This is a genomic window from Aquimonas voraii, assembly GCF_900101825.1.
Lineage (GTDB): Bacteria > Pseudomonadota > Gammaproteobacteria > Xanthomonadales > Xanthomonadaceae > Aquimonas > Aquimonas voraii.
This window is the reverse complement of the sequence record NZ_FNAG01000001.1, coordinates 754,739-773,846: the sequence shown is the minus strand read 5'-3', so window position 1 is coordinate 773,846 and position 19,108 is coordinate 754,739. Positions and strand designations below refer to the sequence as shown.

At 70.1% G+C, this 19,108-nt stretch carries 11 protein-coding genes and 2 pseudogenes; 6 read left to right on the top strand and 7 right to left on the bottom strand.

Features of this window, described 5'->3' with window-relative positions:
- Positions 1-21: 21 nt before the first annotated feature.
- Genes ligA through BLP83_RS03245 form a run of 5 tightly spaced genes read right to left on the bottom strand, consistent with a single transcriptional unit; the run spans position 22 to position 7,372 of the window.
- Entirely contained in the window at positions 22-2,406 is a 2,385-nt protein-coding gene (gene ligA, locus BLP83_RS03265; RefSeq protein ID WP_091238758.1) for an NAD-dependent DNA ligase LigA, read from the bottom strand.
- A gap of 10 nt (positions 2,407-2,416) precedes the next feature.
- On the bottom strand, positions 2,417-5,920 hold the full coding sequence (smc, locus tag BLP83_RS03260) for a chromosome segregation protein SMC (RefSeq protein ID WP_091238755.1): 3,504 nt from the start codon (positions 5,918-5,920) through the stop codon (positions 2,417-2,419).
- Between the two features lie 23 nt (positions 5,921-5,943).
- The gene (locus BLP83_RS03255) at positions 5,944-6,807 is read right to left on the bottom strand and encodes a peptidylprolyl isomerase (protein ID WP_091238754.1); all 864 of its coding nucleotides are present in this window, start codon (positions 6,805-6,807) and stop codon (positions 5,944-5,946) included.
- Positions 6,804-7,076 (bottom strand): BolA family protein, encoded by a 273-nt coding sequence (locus BLP83_RS03250; RefSeq protein WP_091238751.1) that lies wholly within the window; start codon positions 7,074-7,076, stop codon positions 6,804-6,806. The genes BLP83_RS03255 and BLP83_RS03250 overlap by 4 nt, the downstream gene beginning before the upstream one ends.
- Positions 7,073-7,372, bottom strand: a complete 300-nt coding sequence (locus BLP83_RS03245) for a YciI family protein (RefSeq protein WP_091238750.1) — start codon at positions 7,370-7,372, stop codon at positions 7,073-7,075. The genes BLP83_RS03250 and BLP83_RS03245 overlap by 4 nt, the downstream gene beginning before the upstream one ends.
- Positions 7,373-7,561: 189 nt before the next feature.
- Here BLP83_RS03245 and BLP83_RS03240 point away from each other — a divergent pair, with 189 nt between their 5' ends.
- The 6 genes and pseudogenes from BLP83_RS03240 to BLP83_RS19200 form a co-directional block, all read left to right on the top strand.
- Positions 7,562-8,197, top strand: a complete 636-nt coding sequence (locus BLP83_RS03240) for an L-threonylcarbamoyladenylate synthase (RefSeq protein WP_176763989.1) — start codon at positions 7,562-7,564, stop codon at positions 8,195-8,197.
- Positions 8,198-8,468: 271 nt separating this feature from the next.
- A pseudogene (locus BLP83_RS03235) lies at positions 8,469-9,389 on the top strand (segregation and condensation protein A); the annotation flags it as partial.
- Between the two features lie 139 nt (positions 9,390-9,528).
- Positions 9,529-10,500, top strand: a complete 972-nt coding sequence (gene scpB / locus BLP83_RS03230) for an SMC-Scp complex subunit ScpB (RefSeq protein WP_091238747.1) — start codon at positions 9,529-9,531, stop codon at positions 10,498-10,500.
- The gene (gene rluB, locus BLP83_RS03225) at positions 10,497-12,071 is read left to right on the top strand and encodes a 23S rRNA pseudouridine(2605) synthase RluB (protein WP_091238746.1); all 1,575 of its coding nucleotides are present in this window, start codon (positions 10,497-10,499) and stop codon (positions 12,069-12,071) included. The genes scpB and rluB overlap by 4 nt, the downstream gene beginning before the upstream one ends.
- 297 nt (positions 12,072-12,368) lie before the next feature.
- Positions 12,369-12,953, top strand: coding sequence for a DUF6436 domain-containing protein (locus tag BLP83_RS03220; protein WP_143006530.1), 585 nt, complete (start codon positions 12,369-12,371; stop codon positions 12,951-12,953).
- Positions 12,934-14,904, top strand: a pseudogene (locus BLP83_RS19200) (methyl-accepting chemotaxis protein); the annotation flags it as partial. The gene BLP83_RS03220 and the pseudogene BLP83_RS19200, both read left to right, overlap by 20 nt.
- Positions 14,905-14,981: 77 nt before the next feature.
- Here BLP83_RS19200 and BLP83_RS03210 read toward each other — a convergent pair.
- Entirely contained in the window at positions 14,982-15,923 is a 942-nt protein-coding gene (locus tag BLP83_RS03210; protein WP_091239445.1) for a 2OG-Fe(II) oxygenase, read from the bottom strand.
- A gap of 87 nt (positions 15,924-16,010) precedes the next feature.
- Positions 16,011-19,106, bottom strand: a complete 3,096-nt coding sequence (locus tag BLP83_RS03205; protein ID WP_091238738.1) for a ligand-binding sensor domain-containing diguanylate cyclase — start codon at positions 19,104-19,106, stop codon at positions 16,011-16,013.
- Between the last annotated feature and the right edge of the window lie 2 nt (positions 19,107-19,108).

Here is a 19,108-nt window from a genome sequence, read left to right as displayed (position 1 = left end):
ATCTGACCCGCCAGCGCAGTCTCAACCCGCCTGCCCGGCCAGAAAGGCCAGGAGCCGCGCTTCGTCCCAGACCGGCACACCCAGCTCGTTGGCCTTGGCGAGCTTGCTGCCGGCCGCCTCGCCGGCCACGACGAAGCTGGTCTTCTTCGACACGCTGCCCGCGACCTTGGCGCCCAGGGCTTCGAGCCTGGCGCCGGCTTCGTCGCGGGTCATGGCCGACAGCGAGCCGGTCAGCACCACGGTCTTGCCGGCCAGCACGCCGCCTTCGACCTCGTGCGGGGCGGCCGCCCGCAGGGCGGCCATGGCGGCATCCACCGCGCGCAGGCGCGTGCCCCAGTGTGGATCGCCGAGCGTGGCGAACAGCGCGGCGGCGGCGTCAGCACTCACGCCCAGAGCGGTCAGCCCGCCCTCGCCCGCCGCCTCGAGCGCGGCGAGATCGCGGCGCGCCTCGCCGATCCGGCTGATCGAGGTGTCGCCCAATCGCCCCAGCGGCGCGCCCAGTTGCTTGGCTGCGCGCAGCAGATGCGCCAGTTCCAGCCGGGTCGCCAGCGAGGCCGAGGGCTGCCCTGCCTGCAGCGGCGCCACGCCGTTGGCGAGCAGCGCATCAATGACCTCGTTGTTGTGCGGCTGCGCGAAGAAACTGGCGATCGAGGCGGCGACCTTGGGCCCGACATCGGGTACGGCCAGCAGCAGGATCGGGTCGGCGTGACGGATGGCGTCCAGGCTGCCGAAGCTGCGCGCCAGCGCCTTCGCAGTCTCCTCGCCGATCTGCAGGATGCCGAGGCCAAACAGCAGGCGCTCAAGGCTCGGCCGGCGGCTGCGCTCCAGGGACTCGATCAGGTTCTCGGCCCAGCGCGTGGCCACCTTGCCGGCCTTGACCGTCTCCGGCGTGCTGCCGTCGCGCTGGTCGGCGCGGCGCTTCATCTCCAGCAGGTCGTCGAGCGTGAGGCGGTAAAGGTCAGCCACGCTCTGCACGAAGCCGAGGTCAACCAGATCCTCGACCATGCGCTCGCCGAGGCCCTCGATGTCGATGGCGCGGCGCGAGGCGAAGTGGATCAGGGCCTGCTTGCGCTGGGCCGGACAGAACAGCCCACCGCTGCAGCGGGCCACGGCCTCGCCCTCCGGCCGCACCACGGCCGACCCGCAGGCCGGACATTCGCTCGGCAGCAGCCAGGGCGCGGTGCCTTCTGGACGACGCTCGGCGACCACGCCCAGCACCTCGGGAATCACATCGCCCGCGCGCCGCACGATCACCGTGTCGCCGACGCGCACGTCGAGCCGGGCGATCTGGTCAGCGTTGTGCAGGGTGGCATTGGTGACCACCACGCCAGCCACCTGCACAGGCCTCAATCGCGCCACCGGCGTGATCGCGCCCGTGCGCCCTACCTGCACGTCGATGGCCTCAACCTCGGTCATCTCTTCCTGCGCGGGGAACTTGTGGGCGATCGCCCAACGCGGTGCGCGGGCGACGAAGCCCATGGCGCGCTGCCGGTCGAAGCGATTCAGTTTGTAGACCACGCCGTCGATGTCGTAGGGCAGCGCGTCGCGCTTGGCGCCGATGCGGCGGTAGTAGGCGATCAGGCCGTCGAAGCCGCGTGCGGTGTCCACTTCAGGACTGATCGGCAGGCCGAAGTCGGCGAGGCGCCGCAGGGTCTGCGAATGCGTGGCCGGCAGATCCAAACCTTCCTGCGCGCCGACGCCGTAGGCATAGAAGGCCAGCGGCCGCTGCGCGGTGATCGTGGGGTCGAGCTGACGCAGCGAACCGGCCGCGCCGTTGCGCGGATTGGCCAAGGTCTTCTCACCACGCTCCAGCGCGCGCTGGTTGTAGGCATTGAACCCGGCGCGCGGCATGTAGACCTCGCCTCGCACCTCAAGCAGTGCGGGCGCGTCACCACGCAGGCGCAGTGGAATCGCACGGATGGTTCGCAGGTTGGCCGTGACGTCTTCGCCCGTCGCGCCGTCGCCGCGGGTTGCGCCCTGCACCAGCACGCCCCGTTCGTAGCGCAGGCTGATGGCCAAGCCATCGAGTTTGGGCTCGACCGAGAATTCCGGATCGACCTCACCGGTTTCCTCGACGATGCGGCGCACGAACTCGGCGACCTCGCGATGCCGAAGCTCGGGCGCTTCCTGCTCGACATCGTCGAAGGCATTACCCAGCGAAAGCATGGGCATTGCGTGGGTGACTTCGGCGAAGGCGCTGTCGGAGCGCGCGCCGACACGCAGGGTCGGCGAGTCGGCCGTGCGCAGCTCCGGATTCGCCGCCTCCAGCGACTCCAGCTCGCGCATCAGGCGGTCGTATTCGGCATCCGGGATGCCCGGCGCATCCAACACGTGGTAGCGGTAGTTCGCGTCCTCGATCAGCGCGCGCAGTTCGGCCGCGCGCGCGCTCAGGCTTTCGTTCGCCATGGGGTGGCTCTCAGGCCGCGCCAACCATGCGGCTGGCCTCGTCGATATCGACCGAGACCAGGCGCGACACGCCGGGCTCGCGCATGGTCACGCCGGCCAGCTGGCGGGCGGCTTCCATGGTCGATTTGTTGTGGGTGACGAACAGGAACTGCACCTTCTCGCTCATCTCGGACACCATCGCGCTGAAGCGGCCGACATTGGCCTCGTCGAGCGGCGCGTCGACCTCGTCGAGCAGGCAGAAGGGCGCCGGGTTGAGCTGGAAGATCGCGAACACCAGCGCCACCGCGGTCAGCGCCTTCTCGCCGCCGGACAGCAGCGAGATGTTGGACACGCGCTTGCCCGGCGGGCGCGCCATGATCGCTACGCCGGTGTCGAGCAGGTCCTCGCCGGTCAGTTCGAGATAGGCGTGGCCGCCGCCGAACAATCGCGGATACAGCGCCTGGACGCCGGTGTTGACGCGGTCGAAGGTGTCCTTGAAGCGGCCGCGGGTTTCCTTGTCGATCTTGCGGATCGCGTTCTCCAGCGTTTCCAGGGCCTGGGTCAGGTCGGCGTGCTGGCTGTCCAGGTACTCCTTGCGCTGCGACTGCTCGCCGTACTCCTGGATGGCCGCGAGGTTGACCGGCTCCAGCCGCTTGATGCGGGTTTCGAGCTCGTCCAGGGTCTTCTTCCAGGCCTCGGGCGTGGCGTTCTCGGGCAGCGTGTCGAGCAGGGCCTGCGGCTCCAGTTCGGCGGCGGTGATCGCCTCCAGCAGGCCCTGCGCCTTCAGCGCCAGCGCCTGTTCGTCCAGCCGCTTGCGCGACAAGCGCTCGCGCAGCAGCAGCGCGCGCTGGTCGAGCTGCTGGCGGCGCTGCTCGTAGTTGCGCAGCTCGCCCTCGATGCCGTCGACCGCCGAGCGCGCCGCCGACAGCCGCTTTTCGACGTCAATGCGGCTGTCCAGATAGACCTGCAGCTCGTTCTTCAGCGCTTCGATCGGCGCATCGCCCACCGACAGCTGCTCGGCGAGTTCGGCGCGGCGCTGCGCCAGCTGCTGCAGCTGGTTCTTCATGCGCGCCAGGCCCTGTTCCAGGCCGGCGCGCTGGCTGCGCTTGGACTCCAGCTGCAGGGCCAGGTGATGGCCGCGCTCGCGCAGCTCGCGCACGGCCGACTGCGCGGCCTCGCGGGCCGCGAACAGACGCTCGCGTTCGCCTTCCAGCGATAGACGCAGGTCCTCCTGCTCGCCCATGCGCTCCATCGCGTGCTCCAGACGCGCGCGCGAGTCGCCGGCCTGCTCCTGGGCGTCTTCGATGGCGGTGGCGAGCTGCGACAGCTCGGCCTCGATGCGCTGGCGCCGGGCCTGCGCCTGGTCGAGCTTGCCGCCGAGGCTCTGCAGCTGACCCGACAGCTCGGCCACGCTGCGGTGCGCGAGGTACAGACTGCGCTGCGCGTCCTCGCGCTCGATCTCGGCCTGCTGCAGGGCGTCGCGGAGCTCGTTCAGCTGCTCGACCAGGGCCTGTTCACGCAGAGCCTGGTTCTGGAGCTCGGCGCGCAGGTTCTGCAGCTCGCGCTCGCGCGCCAGCGCGCCCTGCTGGGCCTCGCCCGAACGCAGGACGCGGGCGAAGCCGGCGGACAGCCACTCGCCGTCGCGGGTGATCAGGCTCGCACCTTCGGCGAGGCCCGGCAGACGTTCGCGGGCAGAATCCACGGAGTCGACGGCGTGCACATCCGCGAGCAGGCGCCGCAGCGCGGCCGGGCCCTCGACCTTCGCGGCCAGCGAATCGGCGGCCGCGACCAGCACCTCATCGCCGTCCGCCAGCAGGGCAAGACGACCGGCGCGCAGCGCCGCCAAGGCCTCGGCGTGCTGCGCCGGGATCTCGACCATCACGCCTTCGATCAGGCTGCCGAGCACGGTCTCGACCGCGGTCTCCCAGCCGGGCTGCACCTTGAGCACGCTGCCGGCGCGCGGCTGTTGCTCCAGGCCCTGCGCGCGCAGCCAGTCGAGCACCGCCCCCTTTTCCTGGCCCAGCGCCGCGGCCTGCAGGGCTTCCAGAGAGCCCAGGCGGCCACGCTGGCTCTGGATTTCCTTGCGCACTTCGGCGAGCTGGGCTTGGCTCAGGCGCTGTTTTTCCTGCACCGCCAGCACGGCCTGCTTGCGCGCCTCAAGGCCTGCAGTGAGTTCATCGACCTGGGCGCGCTGGGCTTCGGCCTGCTCTTTCGCGTCTTCGAGTGCGGCTTCAATCGCCGACACATCGAGGCCCTGCAGCTCGCCGGCCAGGGTCTCGCGACGGCGCCCGAGTTCGAGCATCTGCCGGTCGAGGTAGTCGATGCGGGTGCGTTCGACTTCGGCGGCGCGCGCAGCCTCGGACTGCGCCTGGCGCTGCGTATCGGAATTGCGCTGCCAGTCGCTCAGCGCGCGCTCGGCGGCCTGCAGGGCCTCGGCACGTTCGGCCAGCTGTTCGCCGACTTCGCTGGCCGCCGGCTCAAGCTCCTGCACCACGGCATCCAGATCCGCCAGCTTGGCGGCATCTTCCTCGATATGCGCCAGCACTTCCGCGTGCGAGGCATCGGCCTCGGCCTTGCTCTGGCGCAGGCGCTGGGTCAGCTCGCCCTGGTGGCGGATCTGCTGCTCGACGCGGGCGATGTCGCTGCTGAGCCGATAGCTCTCGGCCTGCACCTTCGACAGCGCTTCGCTGGCCTCGCCCTGCTGCACGCGGGTCAGTTCGATCTGTGCCTCGACATGGCGCTGCTCGGTGACCGTGGCTTCGAGCTGCAGGTCCTCCTCACCCAAGCCCGCGCGCAGCTCGGTCAGCTCGCGCTCGACCGCGCCGAACAGCATGGCCTTGAGCTGGGCATCGCGCTCGCGCTGCTCGGCGCGCAGCTGCTGGTAGAGCTCGGCCTGGCGGGCCTGGCGCTTCAAATGCTCCAGCTGCTTGTCGACCTCCTCGCGCAGGTCGTTCAGGCGGTCGAGGTTCTCGCGCGTGTGCCGCATGCGCGTCTCGGTTTCCTTGCGACGCTCCTTGTACTTGGAGATGCCGGCGGCTTCCTCCAGGTAGACGCGCAGGTCCTCGGGCCGGGCTTCGATGATCTGGCTGATCATGCCCTGTTCGATGATCGAGTAGCTGCGAGGGCCCAGGCCCGTGCCGAGGAACAGGTCGGTGATGTCGCGCCGGCGGCAACGCGTTCCATTCAGGTAGTACGCACTGGCGCCGTCGCGGCTGACCATGCGCTTGACCGAGATCTCGTTGTACTGGGCGTACTCGCCGACGATGGTGTGGTCGCTGTTGTCGAAGATCAGCTCGACAGTGGCCGTGCCCACCGGCTTGCGGCCGGATGATCCCGAGAAGATCACGTCGGTCAGGTTGTCGCCACGCAGGCGGCTGGCCGAGCTTTCGCCCATCACCCAGCGCACGGCATCGATGATGTTCGACTTACCGCAGCCGTTCGGACCCACCACGCCGGTCATGTTGGTCGGCAAGTGCAGGGTAGTGGGATCGACGAAGCTCTTGAAGCCCGCCAGCTTGATGGTGGACAGACGCATCCGGTGCGTTCCTCTGGCGTGGCCTACTGGGCCTGCGACGCCGACGCGCTGGCGCCGGGTGCGGTGATCTGCGCCGCTGCGCGCAGCGCACGCACGCGCTCGGCGATCGCCTGCTGCTGCAGCTGCTGCTCGATGCCTGCGCGCACCTGCTCGAAGGCCGGCGGCTGGTAAGGCCGGCTGCCGGCGCGGCGCAGCACGTGGTAGCCGAAACGGGTCTGCACCACCACCGGGGCAACCTCACCGTCGGCCAACTGGGCCAGCACTTCGGCGAACTCCGGCGGGGTCTGGGTGCGATTGGCCCAACCGAGATCGCGGGCCTGCACGGCGGTGGCCGCATGCTTCTGCATCAGGGCCTCGAAGTCGGCGCCCGGCGCCCGCGCCTCGGCCAGCGCCGCCACCGCCGCAGCCTGGTCGGCATACAGGATGTGCTGGGCCTGGTACTCGACCTGTCCAGTACGTTCGACTTCGCGGGCGTAGTAGTCGCGCAGCTGCTGCTCGCTGATCCGGGCCTCGGCGCGCAGCGCCTTCAACTGGTGGGCCGCCAGCACCTGCATGCGACCCAGGGCCAATTCGGACTTGAGCGAATCCGCGCCAGCGTCGCTGCCGGAGAGTCCGGTCTGGGCCAGCAGCAGGCTTTCGATCAGCCGATCCAGCGCCTGCTGGCGCTGCTCCGGCTGGGCGGTGTCGAGGCCAAGGCCACGGGCGAAAGTCTCGAACACCGGCTGGGTCACGCTCTCACCGTTGACCACGGCGACCATCGGGCCCTGCGGCGCCCCCTGCAGCACCTGGGCGGTGCCCGCCTCGGTGGCGACCTGCCCCCCCCCGCAGGCCGCCAGCAGCGCACAGCACAGGCCGACGGCCATCAGACGAACACGGACTGCACTCATCCCTGGAACTCCTCGGGGGCATAGGCGCGCATGGACAGCGCGTGGATATCGGTCTGCATCAGGCTGCCCACCGCCTCGTAGACGGCGCGATGGCGGGCAATGGCGTTCAGGCCCGAGAACTTCGGGCTCACGATCAGCAGCGAGAAGTGCCCGCGACCGTCGCGCGCGCCCTCGTGGCCGACATGCTTGTGGCTGTCATCGTGGACTTCGAGCAGGCTGGGCTCGAGCGCGGCCAGGGCCGCGCGGATGGCATCGACGCGTGCGGTCATGGCAGCACCGGACGGAAGGGAAGCACCTGCACCGATTCGTAGACGCCGGCCTCGAAGTAGGGATCCGCCTGGGCCCAGTCGCGAGCAGCGGCGAAGTCCTCGAATTCGGCCACGATAGCGGAGCCGACGAAGCCGGCTTCGCCCGGATCCTCGGCATCGATGGCCGGCAGCGGTCCAGCCAGCTTCAAGCGCCCGGCGTCGCGGAGGGCGTGCAGACGGGCGAGATGGGCGGGGCGCGCCTCCAGCCGCTTGGCCAGGGATTCAGGCGCGTCACAGCCAATGATCAGGTACCACATGGCGCGGTCCTCGCGGTGCTTGGGAGATCGGTCGGGGCGAGCCCCGGCGGCGGCCCGCAGGGCGGAAGAAGCGCGGGGCTATCCGGGCCCGGCGTGGACCGCGCATCATATGCGCTCACCCAAGCCCCCTCAAACGCCCCGCCATGCGCCCGGGCGCCAGCGCGGGCGCGCCTTCGACACTGGAGCCCCATGGGCGATCGCATCGAAATCCATCCCGTGAGCCCGCAGCCGCGCCAGATCCAGCGCGCGGTGGACGCGCTCAACCGCGGCAGCCTGCTGGTGGCGCCTTCGGACGCGGGCTATCTGTTCACCTGGGCCATCGATGCGGTGCGCGCCGAGGAGCGCGTGCAGAAGCTGCGCGGGCTGGACAGCAAGCATCCTTTCACCTTACTCTGCGCCCGCCTGAGCGAAGTCGGCCGGATGGCCAAGCTCGACGACAGTGCCTTCCGCATCGTCAAGCCCCTGGTTCCCGGGCCCTACACCTTCATCCTCCCGGTTTCTTCGGAACTGCCACGGCGGTTCAAGCAGGCCAAGCGCAAGGTCATCGGCTGCCGCATTCCGGACCACCCGGTGCTGCAGGCCCTACTCGAAGCCTGGGGATCGCCCCTGCTCTCGACCAGTCTGGAGCTCTCGGCGGAAGCGTCCGAGGCCTCACCTGACCGTCAGGACGCTTTCGAAGTGGCCGAACATGTCCTGCGTCATGTCGACCTCATGCTGGATTCCGGGGATTGCCCTCCCGGGCCGACCAGTGTCGTGGATTTGTCGGGCGAAGTACCGGTGCTGGTGCGCGAAGGCGCGGGCCCGGTCGACTTCCTCGACGCTTGAAGCGAAGCCTTCGCCAGTGCTCCCGATTGGCATCCAGCGCGCGAACGCGCTGAACGGGACGCTGGCACCCGACGAGGCCATCGCGCCTCGCCCGGCCGAGGGGACGGCCGCAGGCGGTCAGGGCCGCCGCAAGCACCTTGGGCGGGTTCGCCGCGATCCTCAGGAATCGTGAGCCGGCCGCCCCGAAAGTCCGCCCGGCCGAGACAGCCCGGTGCCGACACACCGCCAAGGCGCGCAGCGCGCCATGCAGTCAGCAGGATCCATCGAGAAGATGTCCGTTGAATCGGCGCCAACCGCCGACACCAGCGCAAGCCCGTCGCCCAGCGGCCCGCCCCAGCAGCAGGAAATGCCGCTGGCGATGGTGCGCGGCCAGCCGGTGCTGCAGATCCCGCAGGATCTCTACATCCCGCCGGACGCGCTGGAGGTCATCCTCGACGCCTTCGAAGGCCCGCTGGATCTGCTGCTCTACCTGATCCGCCGGCAGAACCTCGACATCCTCGACATCCCGGTTGCCGAAATCACCCGCCAGTACATCGACTACATCGGCCTGATGCAGGACATCAAGCTCGAGCTGGCCGCGGAGTATCTGGTGATGGCCGCGATCCTGGCCGAGATCAAGTCGCGCCTGCTGCTTCCGCGCCCGCCCAGCGCCGAGGGCGAAGAGGAAGACCCGCGCGCCGAGCTGGTGCGGCGCCTGCAGGAGTACGAGCGCTTCCGCCAGGCCGCGCAGGACATCGATGCCCTGCCCCGCATCGAACGCGACACCCAGGTGGTGCACGCCCACACCGGCGACCGCACCACCGTGCGCCTGCCGCCGCCCGTCGACCTGCGCGAGATGCTGCTGGCCCTGCGCGACGTGCTGAAGCGCGCCGAGCTGTTCAGCCACCACAACATCCGCCGCGAGGCGCTGAGCGTGCGCGCGCGCATGGGCGAACACCTGGAGCGCCTGTCGCACGGCCGCTTCGTCTCCTTCGTCGAGCTGTTCCGCGCCGAGGAAGGCCGCCTGGGCGTGGTGGTCAGCTTCCTCGCCATGCTGGAACTGGCCAAGGAAATGCTCATCGAGATCGTCCAGGAAGCCCCGCTGGCGCCGATCTTCGTGCGCGCGCTCGGCGCCTCGACCGAGGCCGCCGAAGACGCGCTGGAAGCGTCACAGCCGAGCAGCGACGGCAGCGATCTTGACGAGGCCGGCGAGGGCGCGTTCGCCGAGGACGCCCTTGCGCCGCCAGTGCCGGCCGGCCTCGCGGCCACGACCACGGCCACCGAGCCCGGCGACGCCGATGCACTGCCGGCTGCGCCCGCCCACCATCGCACCGAGGAGCCCTAGCCCACGCATGGACTTCGATCTGCTCAAGCGCATCCTCGAAGCCGCCCTGCTCGCGGCCCCGCAGCCGCTGACGGTGGCCCAGCTCACCGACCTGTTCGGCGAGGGCGAAGCGCCGCCCGCCGATGATCTCCGCCGCGCCCTGCTCGCCCTGCAGGAAGACAGCGCCAGCCGCGGCGTTGAACTGGTCGAGGTGGCTTCCGGCTTCCGCTACCAGGTGCGCGCCGAGATCTATCCGCACATCTCGCGCCTGTGGGCCGAGAAGCCTGCGCGCTATTCGCGTGCCCTGCTCGAAACGCTGGCACTCATTGCCTATCGCCAGCCGATCACCCGCGGCGAGATCGAGGCCATCCGCGGTGTCGCGGTCAACAGCCAGATCATCCGCACGCTGGAGGAGCGCGAGTGGATCCGCGTGGTCGGCCACCGCGACGTGCCCGGCAAGCCGGCCCTGTTCGGCACGACCCGCGCCTTCCTCGACTACTTCAACCTCAAGAGTCTCGACCAGCTGCCGCCGCTGTCGGACCTGCAGGAGCTTCCTGACATCGAGCCCGAGCTGGACTTCGATGGCGCGCGCGCAAAGGCTGCGCTGCCCGCCATCGCGGGCGCTGCCGGTGATGCTGCCGAGGGTCAGGACGCGGATGGCACCGATACCGCTGCCGCTGCCACCGAGCCAAATGCGGATGCAGATGCGGACGTGCAGACTGCGGCCCATACCGATGACGGTGCCGCTGCCGACGACGTCGACACCCACGCATCCGCAGCCGGGTTGATCGCTGCCGACGCAGAGCCATCCGCTGGAAACGACGAGGCCGCGCCCGCCCTCGCCGACCCCGACAGCATCGACGGCGCCCAGCACGCCGATGCCTACGAAAACGACCTCGACACCGCGACGCGCCTCGACGAGCAGCGCGTGGCAGCCGACACCGCAGATACCACCGACCCCACGGGCGAGTCCGAGACTTCGCCGGAGCAGATTCCATGAGTGAGACACCCCGCCGCGTCCTGTCGCTGAAGCGCGAAGGCGCCAGCACCGCCCGCATCGAAGAGCGCCTGCACAAGGTGCTGGCCACCGCCGGGCTCGGCTCGCGCCGAGCGCTGGAAGAGCGCATCGCCCGCGGCGAAGTGAAGGTCAACGGCGAAGTCGCCGCGACCGGCAGCAGCGTGGGCTCGGGCGACCGCGTCGAGCTCGACGGCCGCGCCTTCGTCGCCAGCAACCAGAGCGAGCCGGTGCAGGTGCTGCTCTACAACAAGCCCGAGGGCGAGCTGACCACCCGCGACGACCCCGAAGGCCGCGCCACCGTGTTCGAGAAGCTGCCCAAGCTGAAGAACGCGCGCTGGATCGCGGTCGGCCGGCTCGACATCAACACCACCGGCCTGCTGCTGCTGACCACCGATGGCGAGTTGGCCAACGCGCTGATGCATCCCAGCACCGAGGTCGAGCGCGAGTACGTCTGCCGCATCCACGGCGAAGTGAGCGACGACGTCGTGCGCCAGCTGCAGCGCGGCGTGCAGCTCGAGGACGGCGAGGCCAAGTTCGACGAGATCGAGCGGATCGGCTCCAGCGACAGCCACGCCTGGTTCCGCGTGGTCCTGCACGAAGGCCGCAACCGCGAGGTGCGCCGCATGTGGGAAGCGGTGGGCTTCACCGTCAGCCGCCTGAAGCGCGTGCGCTACGGCAGCGTCGAGCTGCCGCGCCTCTTGAAGCGGGGCATGAGCGAGCCGCTGCCGGCCGAACAGGTGGACGCCCTGCGCGCCAGCCTGAACCTGCCGCCGCCCGAGGCGACCCTCACCCTGCAGCCGGTGATCGGCCAGCGTCGCGCCAAGACCAGCGAATATCGCCCGGCCGCGCGCGAGCAGAAGGCCTGGACCCAGGGCGCCTACGGCGATGAGGGCCGTGAGCTGCGCGCCTTCGACAACATCCGCGAAGACGCCCCGCGCGGTCGCGGCCGCGGCCCGGGTCGCGGCGGCCCCGGAGGCCCGGCAGGCCCCGGCGGCAAGCGCAAGCCCGGCGGCAAGCCGGGCGGCTTCAAGTCCGGCCCGGGTGCGCCCGGCGGCCCGCGCGGCGTGGCCAAGCGCCCGGACAACTACGGCAACACCCTGACCGCGCCGGGCGGTGAAGCCCGCGGCCGCGGCGGTCCGCGCGGACGCGGCGGCAACACCGCTGCCGCCGGTGGCGCCAGCGCCAGCGGTGAATTCCGCAGCTGGTATGTACCGGAAGGCGTGACCACCACCAGCCCCTCGGCCCGCCCACAGAACCGCCCCGCCGGTCGTCCCGGTGGTCCGGGCGCCGGGCGCCCGGGTGCACCGGCGCGTGCGGGCGGCCCGGGCCGGCCTGCAGGTCCGGGCGGCCCAGGTGGCCCCGGCGGCTCGAAGTTCGGCAAGCCCGGCGGTCGTCCGGGTGGTGCACCGGGTGGACGCCCCGGTGGATCACCGGGTGGCAAGCCATCGGGCAAGCCGGGCGGCCCGCGCCCGGGTGGTCATGGCCCCAAAGGCCACGGCCCGGGCGGACGCGGCCCACAAGGCACGCCGAAGGGACCGCGCGGACCGCGCTGAACGCTCACCGCACGATCCCGTACAAGCGTGAACCCACCGGCGCGTTCGGGCCACCCCAGGGCGGCCCGAAAGCCCGCGCTGGCGCGGCTTCACGCCAGCCAGCTGCAGCCCCGGCGGCAGCTGACGTCGCGACGCGCGAGTGTCACGACCTGGCAAGCACGCATCGCAACCCGCGGGCCCGGCACCGGCCTGGAGCGGGACCAAAAGTCGCGACTCTGGGGTGCGTCGAAGCAATGACATGACTTTCGGCACAAGGGTTGCAGTCACCTCGGGGACTTCCCCGGGAACGTGAATCTCGTGCCCAAGCCCGGCGCCGCTCTGTCCAATCGATTCAGGCACCTGTTCGGCTACCTCCTGCTGGGGGGCTGGCTGATGTCGATGGGCTGGGCCTTCTGGCTCATCGAGGGACAAGCCGCACATGCGCGCGCCCAGCTGGCGTCCGATCCCCTGCGGGTGGCGTCCATCGAAGCCTGGGGTGCCGCCCAAGGCGCGGGCCGGATCCAACGCCCGCTGCTGATCCTGCTGCCATCGCCCTGCGCCTGCGCCAGCCATGCTGGCGTGCTGGAGCGCCTCCATGGCCTGGCCGAAGCCGCCGGCGTGGGGGCTGCCCGTTTCACCCGCGGCGCCGCGCCAAGCGTGCCCCTGCCCTCTGCCACCGGCGCTGCGCTGTTCAACGCCGAGGGCCGGCTGCTGTTCGCCGGCCCGCTCGAATCCCCTCTGCACTGCAGTGACGGCCGCAGCCTGGTCGAACTGGTGCTTCCGCATGCGGCCGACGACGCGCCCCCGCTGTGGGCGCCGGTGATCGACGAGCCCTGCGCCTGCGATGGCCACTACCTTTCCACACGAGCCCCCACAGACGCCCATGAGTACAACACCGCTTAACTATCTGGATGATCTGCGCCGCGACGCCGATCGCGTGATGCTGGCGCTGGTGGGCGTCATGACCCTGCTGTCGCTGGGCCTCGCCCTTGGCACGGGCACCTGGGGCAGCTTCCTGCTCATCGGCGTACCCACCGCCGGCATTTGTGCCGCCCAGGTGCTGCTCAACAACGGCGCCCTGTCGACCCGTCTCACCATCGCCGCCGCCTTCATGGTGCTGTCAGGCCTCACCATCCACCAGACCCACGGCATGATCGAGATGCACTTCAGCATCTTCGTGCTGCTGGCCCTGCTGCTGTACTACCGCGACTGGATTCCGATCGTGTTCGCCGCGGCGGTGATCGCCGTCCACCACCTCGCCTTCGACTACATGCAGCGTCAGGGCCTGCCGGTCTGGGTGTTCGTGGCCGACACCGGCTTCATCATCGTCATCATCCATGCGCTGTTCGTGGTCGCCGAGACCATCGTGCTGGTGATCATGGCGCGCTATCTGCAGCGCGAGGTGCAGATGGTGGGCGCCAGCCCGGCACGCCTGATCTCGGTATCGAGGCAGCTCGCCGAGGGCGAGCCTGCCAACATCGCCAGCCTGGGCAAAGTCCCCGAGGGCAGCATCGCAGACGCCGTAGTGCGTACCGCGGCCTCAATCGAAACCTCGCTCGTCGAGGTCGACGAGGTGCTGCAGACGATCGCGAAGGGCGACTTTGCCCGGCGCGTGGACACCGGGTACAAGCGCGGCCGCTACCTGCAGATCGCCCACTCGATCAACAGCTCCTGCCAGCAGCTCGACGACGTGCTGGGCGCGACCACGCGCGCGGCCGGACAGCTGGCTGCCGGCGATCTGGGGGCACGCCTCGAAATGCAGGCCGAGGGGCGCTTCCTGGTGCTGCGCGACAGCATCAACTCCCTGCGCCACAGCCTGCGCAACTTCATCCAGATGCAGGATGGCGCCCTCGCGGCGGCGCGCGCCGGCGATACCGGCCACCGCATCGACGCCTCGCAGATGCAGGGTTTCCAGAAGCAGCTGGCCGAGGGCATCAACGGCCTCGTGCAGCTGTTCGGCGAGGTGCTGGACGACGCCGGCCGGATGATGCAGGGGCTCGCCCGCGGCGACCTGCGCGAGCGCATGCGCGGCCAGTACCAGGGCACCTATGCCCGGCTCGCCAGCGACGCCAACAGCGCAGCCCAGGCCATGTCCGAGGCCATCGGCGGCATCAACGCCGCCAGCCAGACCATCCGCCAGGCCGCGGCCGAGATCGCCGCCGGCAATGCCGACCTGTCCTCGCGCACCGAGCAGCAGGCGGCCTCGCTGGAAGAAACCGCCGCGAGCATGGAAGAGCTCACCTCGACCGTGCGTGGCAACGCCGAGAACGCCAGATCCGCCAACCAGCTTGCCATCGGTGCCGGCGATGTCGCCGAGCGCGGCGGCAGCGTGGTACGGCAGGTCGTCGAGACCATGGGCCAGATCAACGCGCAGTCGCGCAAGATCGAGGACATCATCGGCGTGATCGACGGCATCGCCTTCCAGACCAACATCCTCGCGCTCAACGCCGCGGTCGAGGCCGCCCGCGCCGGAGAACAGGGCCGCGGCTTCGCAGTGGTCGCCTCGGAGGTGCGCTCACTGGCGCAGCGCTCGGCGGCCGCCGCCAAAGAGATCAAACAGCTCATCTCCGACACCGTCGAACGCGTCGGCAGCGGAAGCCAGCTGGTCGATTCCGCCGGCGCCACCATGGCCGAGATCCTGTCGGCGGTGAAGCGCGTGACCGACATCATGGGCGAGATCAGCGCGGCCTCGGCCGAGCAGACCTCGGGCATCGAGCAGGTCAGCGCCACCGTCACCCACATGGACGAGGCCACCCAGCAGAACGCCGCCCTCGTCGAAGAAGCCACCGCGGCTGCGCGCACGCTCGAAGACCAGGCCAACCAGCTGGCCGATGCAGTCGCCCGCTTCAAGCTGTAGCGACGTTCCGAGCGCGCCGAAGGCGCGGGCGCACGCGCTCCCGCGCCTTCCGTACGCTCACCGCGACGGGCGGCTCAGCGCTTCAGCCGGATCCAGGCGCGCCGCACCAGGCCGATCGCGCGCCCCAGGCGCGAGCGCGCAAGCAGAGCGCGCGCCTGGTCCAGCTCGGTGGTGATGCGGCCGACATCACGGTACAGGCGCTGGATGTGCTGGTCGCGACGCGCGATGAGCACGCGCAGCTCCTGCGCATCGGACTCGCTCAGCGTGTGCCCGGCAGCGAAGCGCTCGGGCAGCGGGCGGTCGACATAGATGGTCGAATGCGAATCGGCCAGCTCTTTGGCAGATCGCTCCTGCGTGTAGAAGTACAGCGCGATCGAGCGCCGCGACAGCTCCCGGCGGGACTCGGGCAGGTCGATGCGCTCGAAGCCGTGCCAGCTGATCTCGTTGGTCTCGAAGATCACGCAGCGATTGTCGAGCGGAGCGATACGCACCACCTCGTCATCCGGCGCGCGCGGGTCACGATGCAGATCGAGGCATCCTCCCCAGGCCTCGTCCCACTCCGGGTTGAGGTAGACGATCAGATTGAGCCGACGGTGCCAGCCGGTGATGGGATGCCGGTTGAAATCGACGTGGGCATCGAGGTCCTGGCCATGACGGTTCTCATGTGTGCCGCCGCCGAAGTACCAGGGGTCGTACAGCAGGTCGGGAATGCCGGTGAGCTGCGAGACCAGCCCGAGAAACGCCTTCGACTGGATCAGGTCATCCAGCTCGGCATAGGCCGGACCGATGCCGCGGATGCGCTCGACCACCGCCTTGTTGCCGATCTCACCCTGCTCGTTTCTCGCGAAGCGCGGGTCGAAGTCAGGGAACTCGGCGCGCAGCCGTTCGAGGTATTCCGGCCTGAGGAACCCGTCGATCCGCACGTGGCGGAACGGCTGCGCCGCGAGGAAGCTTTGGCCGATGGCGCTGGCAGTGGCCAGAACGGCGGGAGAGATCAGGTCTGCAGGTGTGCTCATGTCGAAGTCCACGGCATGCCGGTGGCGCGCAGCGGGGCCCGCGCGAAAGGCCGCGCAGGTTAGCAGGCCGCGACCATGCGTCCACGTTCAGGCCTGGCGCAGGCAGTCGCGACCGGCGGACTTCGCCGCATAGAGCGCGCCATCGGCCAGCGCCAGGGTCGCATCGATATCGCTGCCGGCCGCGGCGAAGGCCAAGCCGGCGCTCGCCCGGTACTCGATCACCTGGCCCTCGATCCGCACCTGCCGCTGGCGCAGCCGAGCCAGCAGTCGCTCGGCCCATCCCCAAGCGAACTCCGGCGGCTTCGCCGGCAGCAGGCAGAGGAACTCCTCGCCCCCCCAACGCCCGACTTCGCCCTCGGCAGGCACCTCGGCCAGCAGCAGCTCGGCAAAGTCGCGCAGCACGGCATCGCCGGCACGATGGCCGTAGGAATCGTTGACCCGCTTGAAGTGGTCGAGATCGATCAGCAGCACCGCCGGCGGATCGCCATCGGGCTGGAAGCGGCGCTGCATCTGCTCGATCAGGCTGCGGCGGTTGCGCAGCCCGGTGAGCGGATCCTGCTGCGACAGAGTCTTGAGCCGCGTATTGGCCTCGCCCAGCGCAAGTGCGGTGGCCTCGAGTGCCTCCTTCTGCCGGCGCAGTTCGCGAGTGCGGTCCTCGACCTCGCGCTCGAGCCGCGCGCGCTGACGGGTCAGAGCCCGCACCCGCCAGAGGTAAAGCAGCGCGAAGGTGGCCGAGGCGACCAGCAGAAGCAGGAGCCGGAAGGGCCAGGCATGCGTCCAGGGCGGCACCACGCGGAACTCGATCAGGGCGGCCTCGGCGCCCAGGCCCTGGTTGTCAACCTGAAGCTCCAGCCGGGTGTCGCCCTCGGGCAGGTGGTCGATGATCAGCGAGCGTCGCATGCCGAGATCGATCCACGGCGCCTCAGGGCGCAGCCGATAGCGATAACGCACCGCCTCGGGCTGGTTGAAAACGAGGCCGGTGAAGTCGAGCAGGATCGGCGCATGGTCGTGGCCCAGCGGCAGGCGCCGCAGGCCATCCGCACCCTGCTGCACCGGCACTGCGACACCGCCATCCAGCGTGATCGAGGCGAGCCGCGGACGCGGCCGCTCCAGCGCCTCAGGCAGAGCCGCAGGATCGAAAGCGGTCAGCCCGTCGATGCCGCCGAGATACAGCCAGCCATCACGGCCCAGGATCTCGGCCTGGGTGGCGAACTCGTCCGAGGCGATGCCCTGGGCGCGGCTGAACATCCGCAGATCACCGCTGCCGGGATCCAGCCGCAGCAGGCCGCGATTGCCCGTGATCCAGAGCTGGCCCGCCGGATCGCTGACCAGCCCCAGCGCCGGGCCCGGTGGCAGCCCGCGCTCGGTACCCCAGGCTTCGAAGCGCAGCGACTCGGGGGTGTCCGCCTGCTGCACCCTGACCAGGCCGCCGCTGGTGGCGAGCCACAGGCTGCCGTCGGCGTGGCGATGGATATCCCAGACGATGGGCGCCGGCAGGCCGTGCTCCACCCCGTAGCGCATCAGGGTGCGGCCGTCGGCATCAAGGATGGCAAGCCCCGCCCAGCTGCCCACCCAGACTCGCTGCTGCGGATCGATGTACAGCGATTGGATGTTCTCCATCTGCCGCCTTCGCCAGAGCGGAAACTCCGACGTTGCCAGGGCGATGCGTTCGCGCTTTTGACCAGCCGTCTCGATCCGGCCCAGACCGCTGGAGGAGCCCACCCACAGGCGACCGCGCGCGTCCTCGGCCAGCACCCTTACGCCGGCCATCGGCACCGGCTCGCCCGCGGCACGCTCGCGCTGCCAGGCTTGGCCTTCGGTGGAGCGCAGGTAGAGGCCGTCGTCGGTGCCGGCCCACAGGCGACCATCGCGCCCCTCGAGCAGCGCCCAGACGAGGCGAGCTGCGGGCGGAAGCGTCGCGGCCTCGGCGGCGAACGGCACGGACTCGAAGCGCCAGGGTTCGCCAAGCCGGCGCTTGCCGCGCACGCGCTGCAGGCCGCCGCCGAAGGTGCCGACCCAGAGTTCGCCCGCTCGACTCTCCAGGATGGCCCGCACCCGGTGGTGGTTGAGCGCGGCCGGCCCCTCATCGCGATAACCCTCGACGTGGAAGGCTCGATCCTGCGGCGTGAAGCGCACCAGGCCTTCGCCCCAGTAGCCGGCAAAAAGCCCGCCCTGGGCGTCCGCCAGCAGCGACTGCACGAGAAAGCCGCGCCCGGCCAGACGGGCGGCGCGCCGTTGATTCATCACCCGCAGGCAGTCGCAGCCGGGCTCGAAGCGCGCCAGGCCCTGATCGGTGCCCACGAAGACCATGCCGCCGGGGCCCGGAGCCAGCGATATCACCCGCGGCGAACGCAGGCCCACCGCATCCGGCTCGCCCGGCCGGAAATGACGGGTCTCGCCGGTGTCCAGGCGCACACGGAACAAGCCCTGATCCCAGGCGCCGACCCAGAGCACGCCCGCGGGAAACTCCAACAACGCATCGGTGTTGAAGGGCGGCACCGCGCCCTGCACGGGCAATGGCAGCAGATCGCCATTGCTGTCGACACGAAACACGCCGTCGCCGCTGGCCACCCACTGGCCGCTGCTGCTGGCGTGCAGCTCCCAGAACTCGCGCTCGGCGTGCTCCGGCTGGGTGGCGAGGCGTTCGACGCGAATCTCCGACTGCATCGGATCGCCGCTCCAGCTCAAGCGCTCCAAGCCGCCGCGCGAGGCCAGCAGCAGGCTGTCCGGCCCGGTCGGCTCGACCGCGTTCAGGTGCTCACCGAGCAGGCCCTGATCGACGCCGACACGGCGGAAGCGACCATCGCGGCGGTCGAAGATCAGCAGGCCGCCGCCATTGCTGGCAAGGAACAGATAGGGGTCGCGGATCGCCAGATCGCTGATGTAGTTCGATGCAGCGCCGAGGCCGAGCGCCTCGGAAGGCCGGAAGACGCGGAACTCGTAGCCGTCGAAGCGGTTGAGCCCGTCCTCGGTGGCCAGCCAGACAAAGCCCTCGGCGTCCTCGACCATCGCGAGCACCGAGTTCTGAGACAGTCCGTCGACGACCGAGTACTCCACTGCCGCACGCGCGGCACACAGTGGCAGCAACAGGGCAAGGAGCAGCGCAAGCGCAACGCGCCACACCAAGCCTCCGCGTTCAAGCTCCCCAGCAGGCAGCGGCATGGTCGTCCCGGCCTCGGTCATGC

Excerpts from the sequence above, each read along its gene's own strand:
- ligA (WP_091238758.1), bottom strand. The coding sequence starts at position 2,406 with ATGGCGAACGAAAGCCTGAGCGCGCGCGCGGCCGAACTGCGCGCGCTG.
- smc (WP_091238755.1), bottom strand. The coding sequence starts at position 5,920 with ATGCGTCTGTCCACCATCAAGCTGGCGGGCTTCAAGAGCTTCGTCGAT.
- BLP83_RS03255 (WP_091238754.1), bottom strand. The coding sequence starts at position 6,807 with ATGAGTGCAGTCCGTGTTCGTCTGATGGCCGTCGGCCTGTGCTGTGCG.
- BLP83_RS03250 (WP_091238751.1), bottom strand. The coding sequence starts at position 7,076 with ATGACCGCACGCGTCGATGCCATCCGCGCGGCCCTGGCCGCGCTCGAG.
- BLP83_RS03245 (WP_091238750.1), bottom strand. The coding sequence starts at position 7,372 with ATGTGGTACCTGATCATTGGCTGTGACGCGCCTGAATCCCTGGCCAAG.
- BLP83_RS03240 (WP_176763989.1), top strand. The coding sequence starts at position 7,562 with ATGGGCGATCGCATCGAAATCCATCCCGTGAGCCCGCAGCCGCGCCAG.
- scpB (WP_091238747.1), top strand. The coding sequence starts at position 9,529 with ATGGACTTCGATCTGCTCAAGCGCATCCTCGAAGCCGCCCTGCTCGCG.
- rluB (WP_091238746.1), top strand. The coding sequence starts at position 10,497 with ATGAGTGAGACACCCCGCCGCGTCCTGTCGCTGAAGCGCGAAGGCGCC.
- BLP83_RS03210 (WP_091239445.1), bottom strand. The coding sequence starts at position 15,923 with ATGAGCACACCTGCAGACCTGATCTCTCCCGCCGTTCTGGCCACTGCC.
- BLP83_RS03205 (WP_091238738.1), bottom strand. The coding sequence starts at position 19,106 with ATGACCGAGGCCGGGACGACCATGCCGCTGCCTGCTGGGGAGCTTGAA.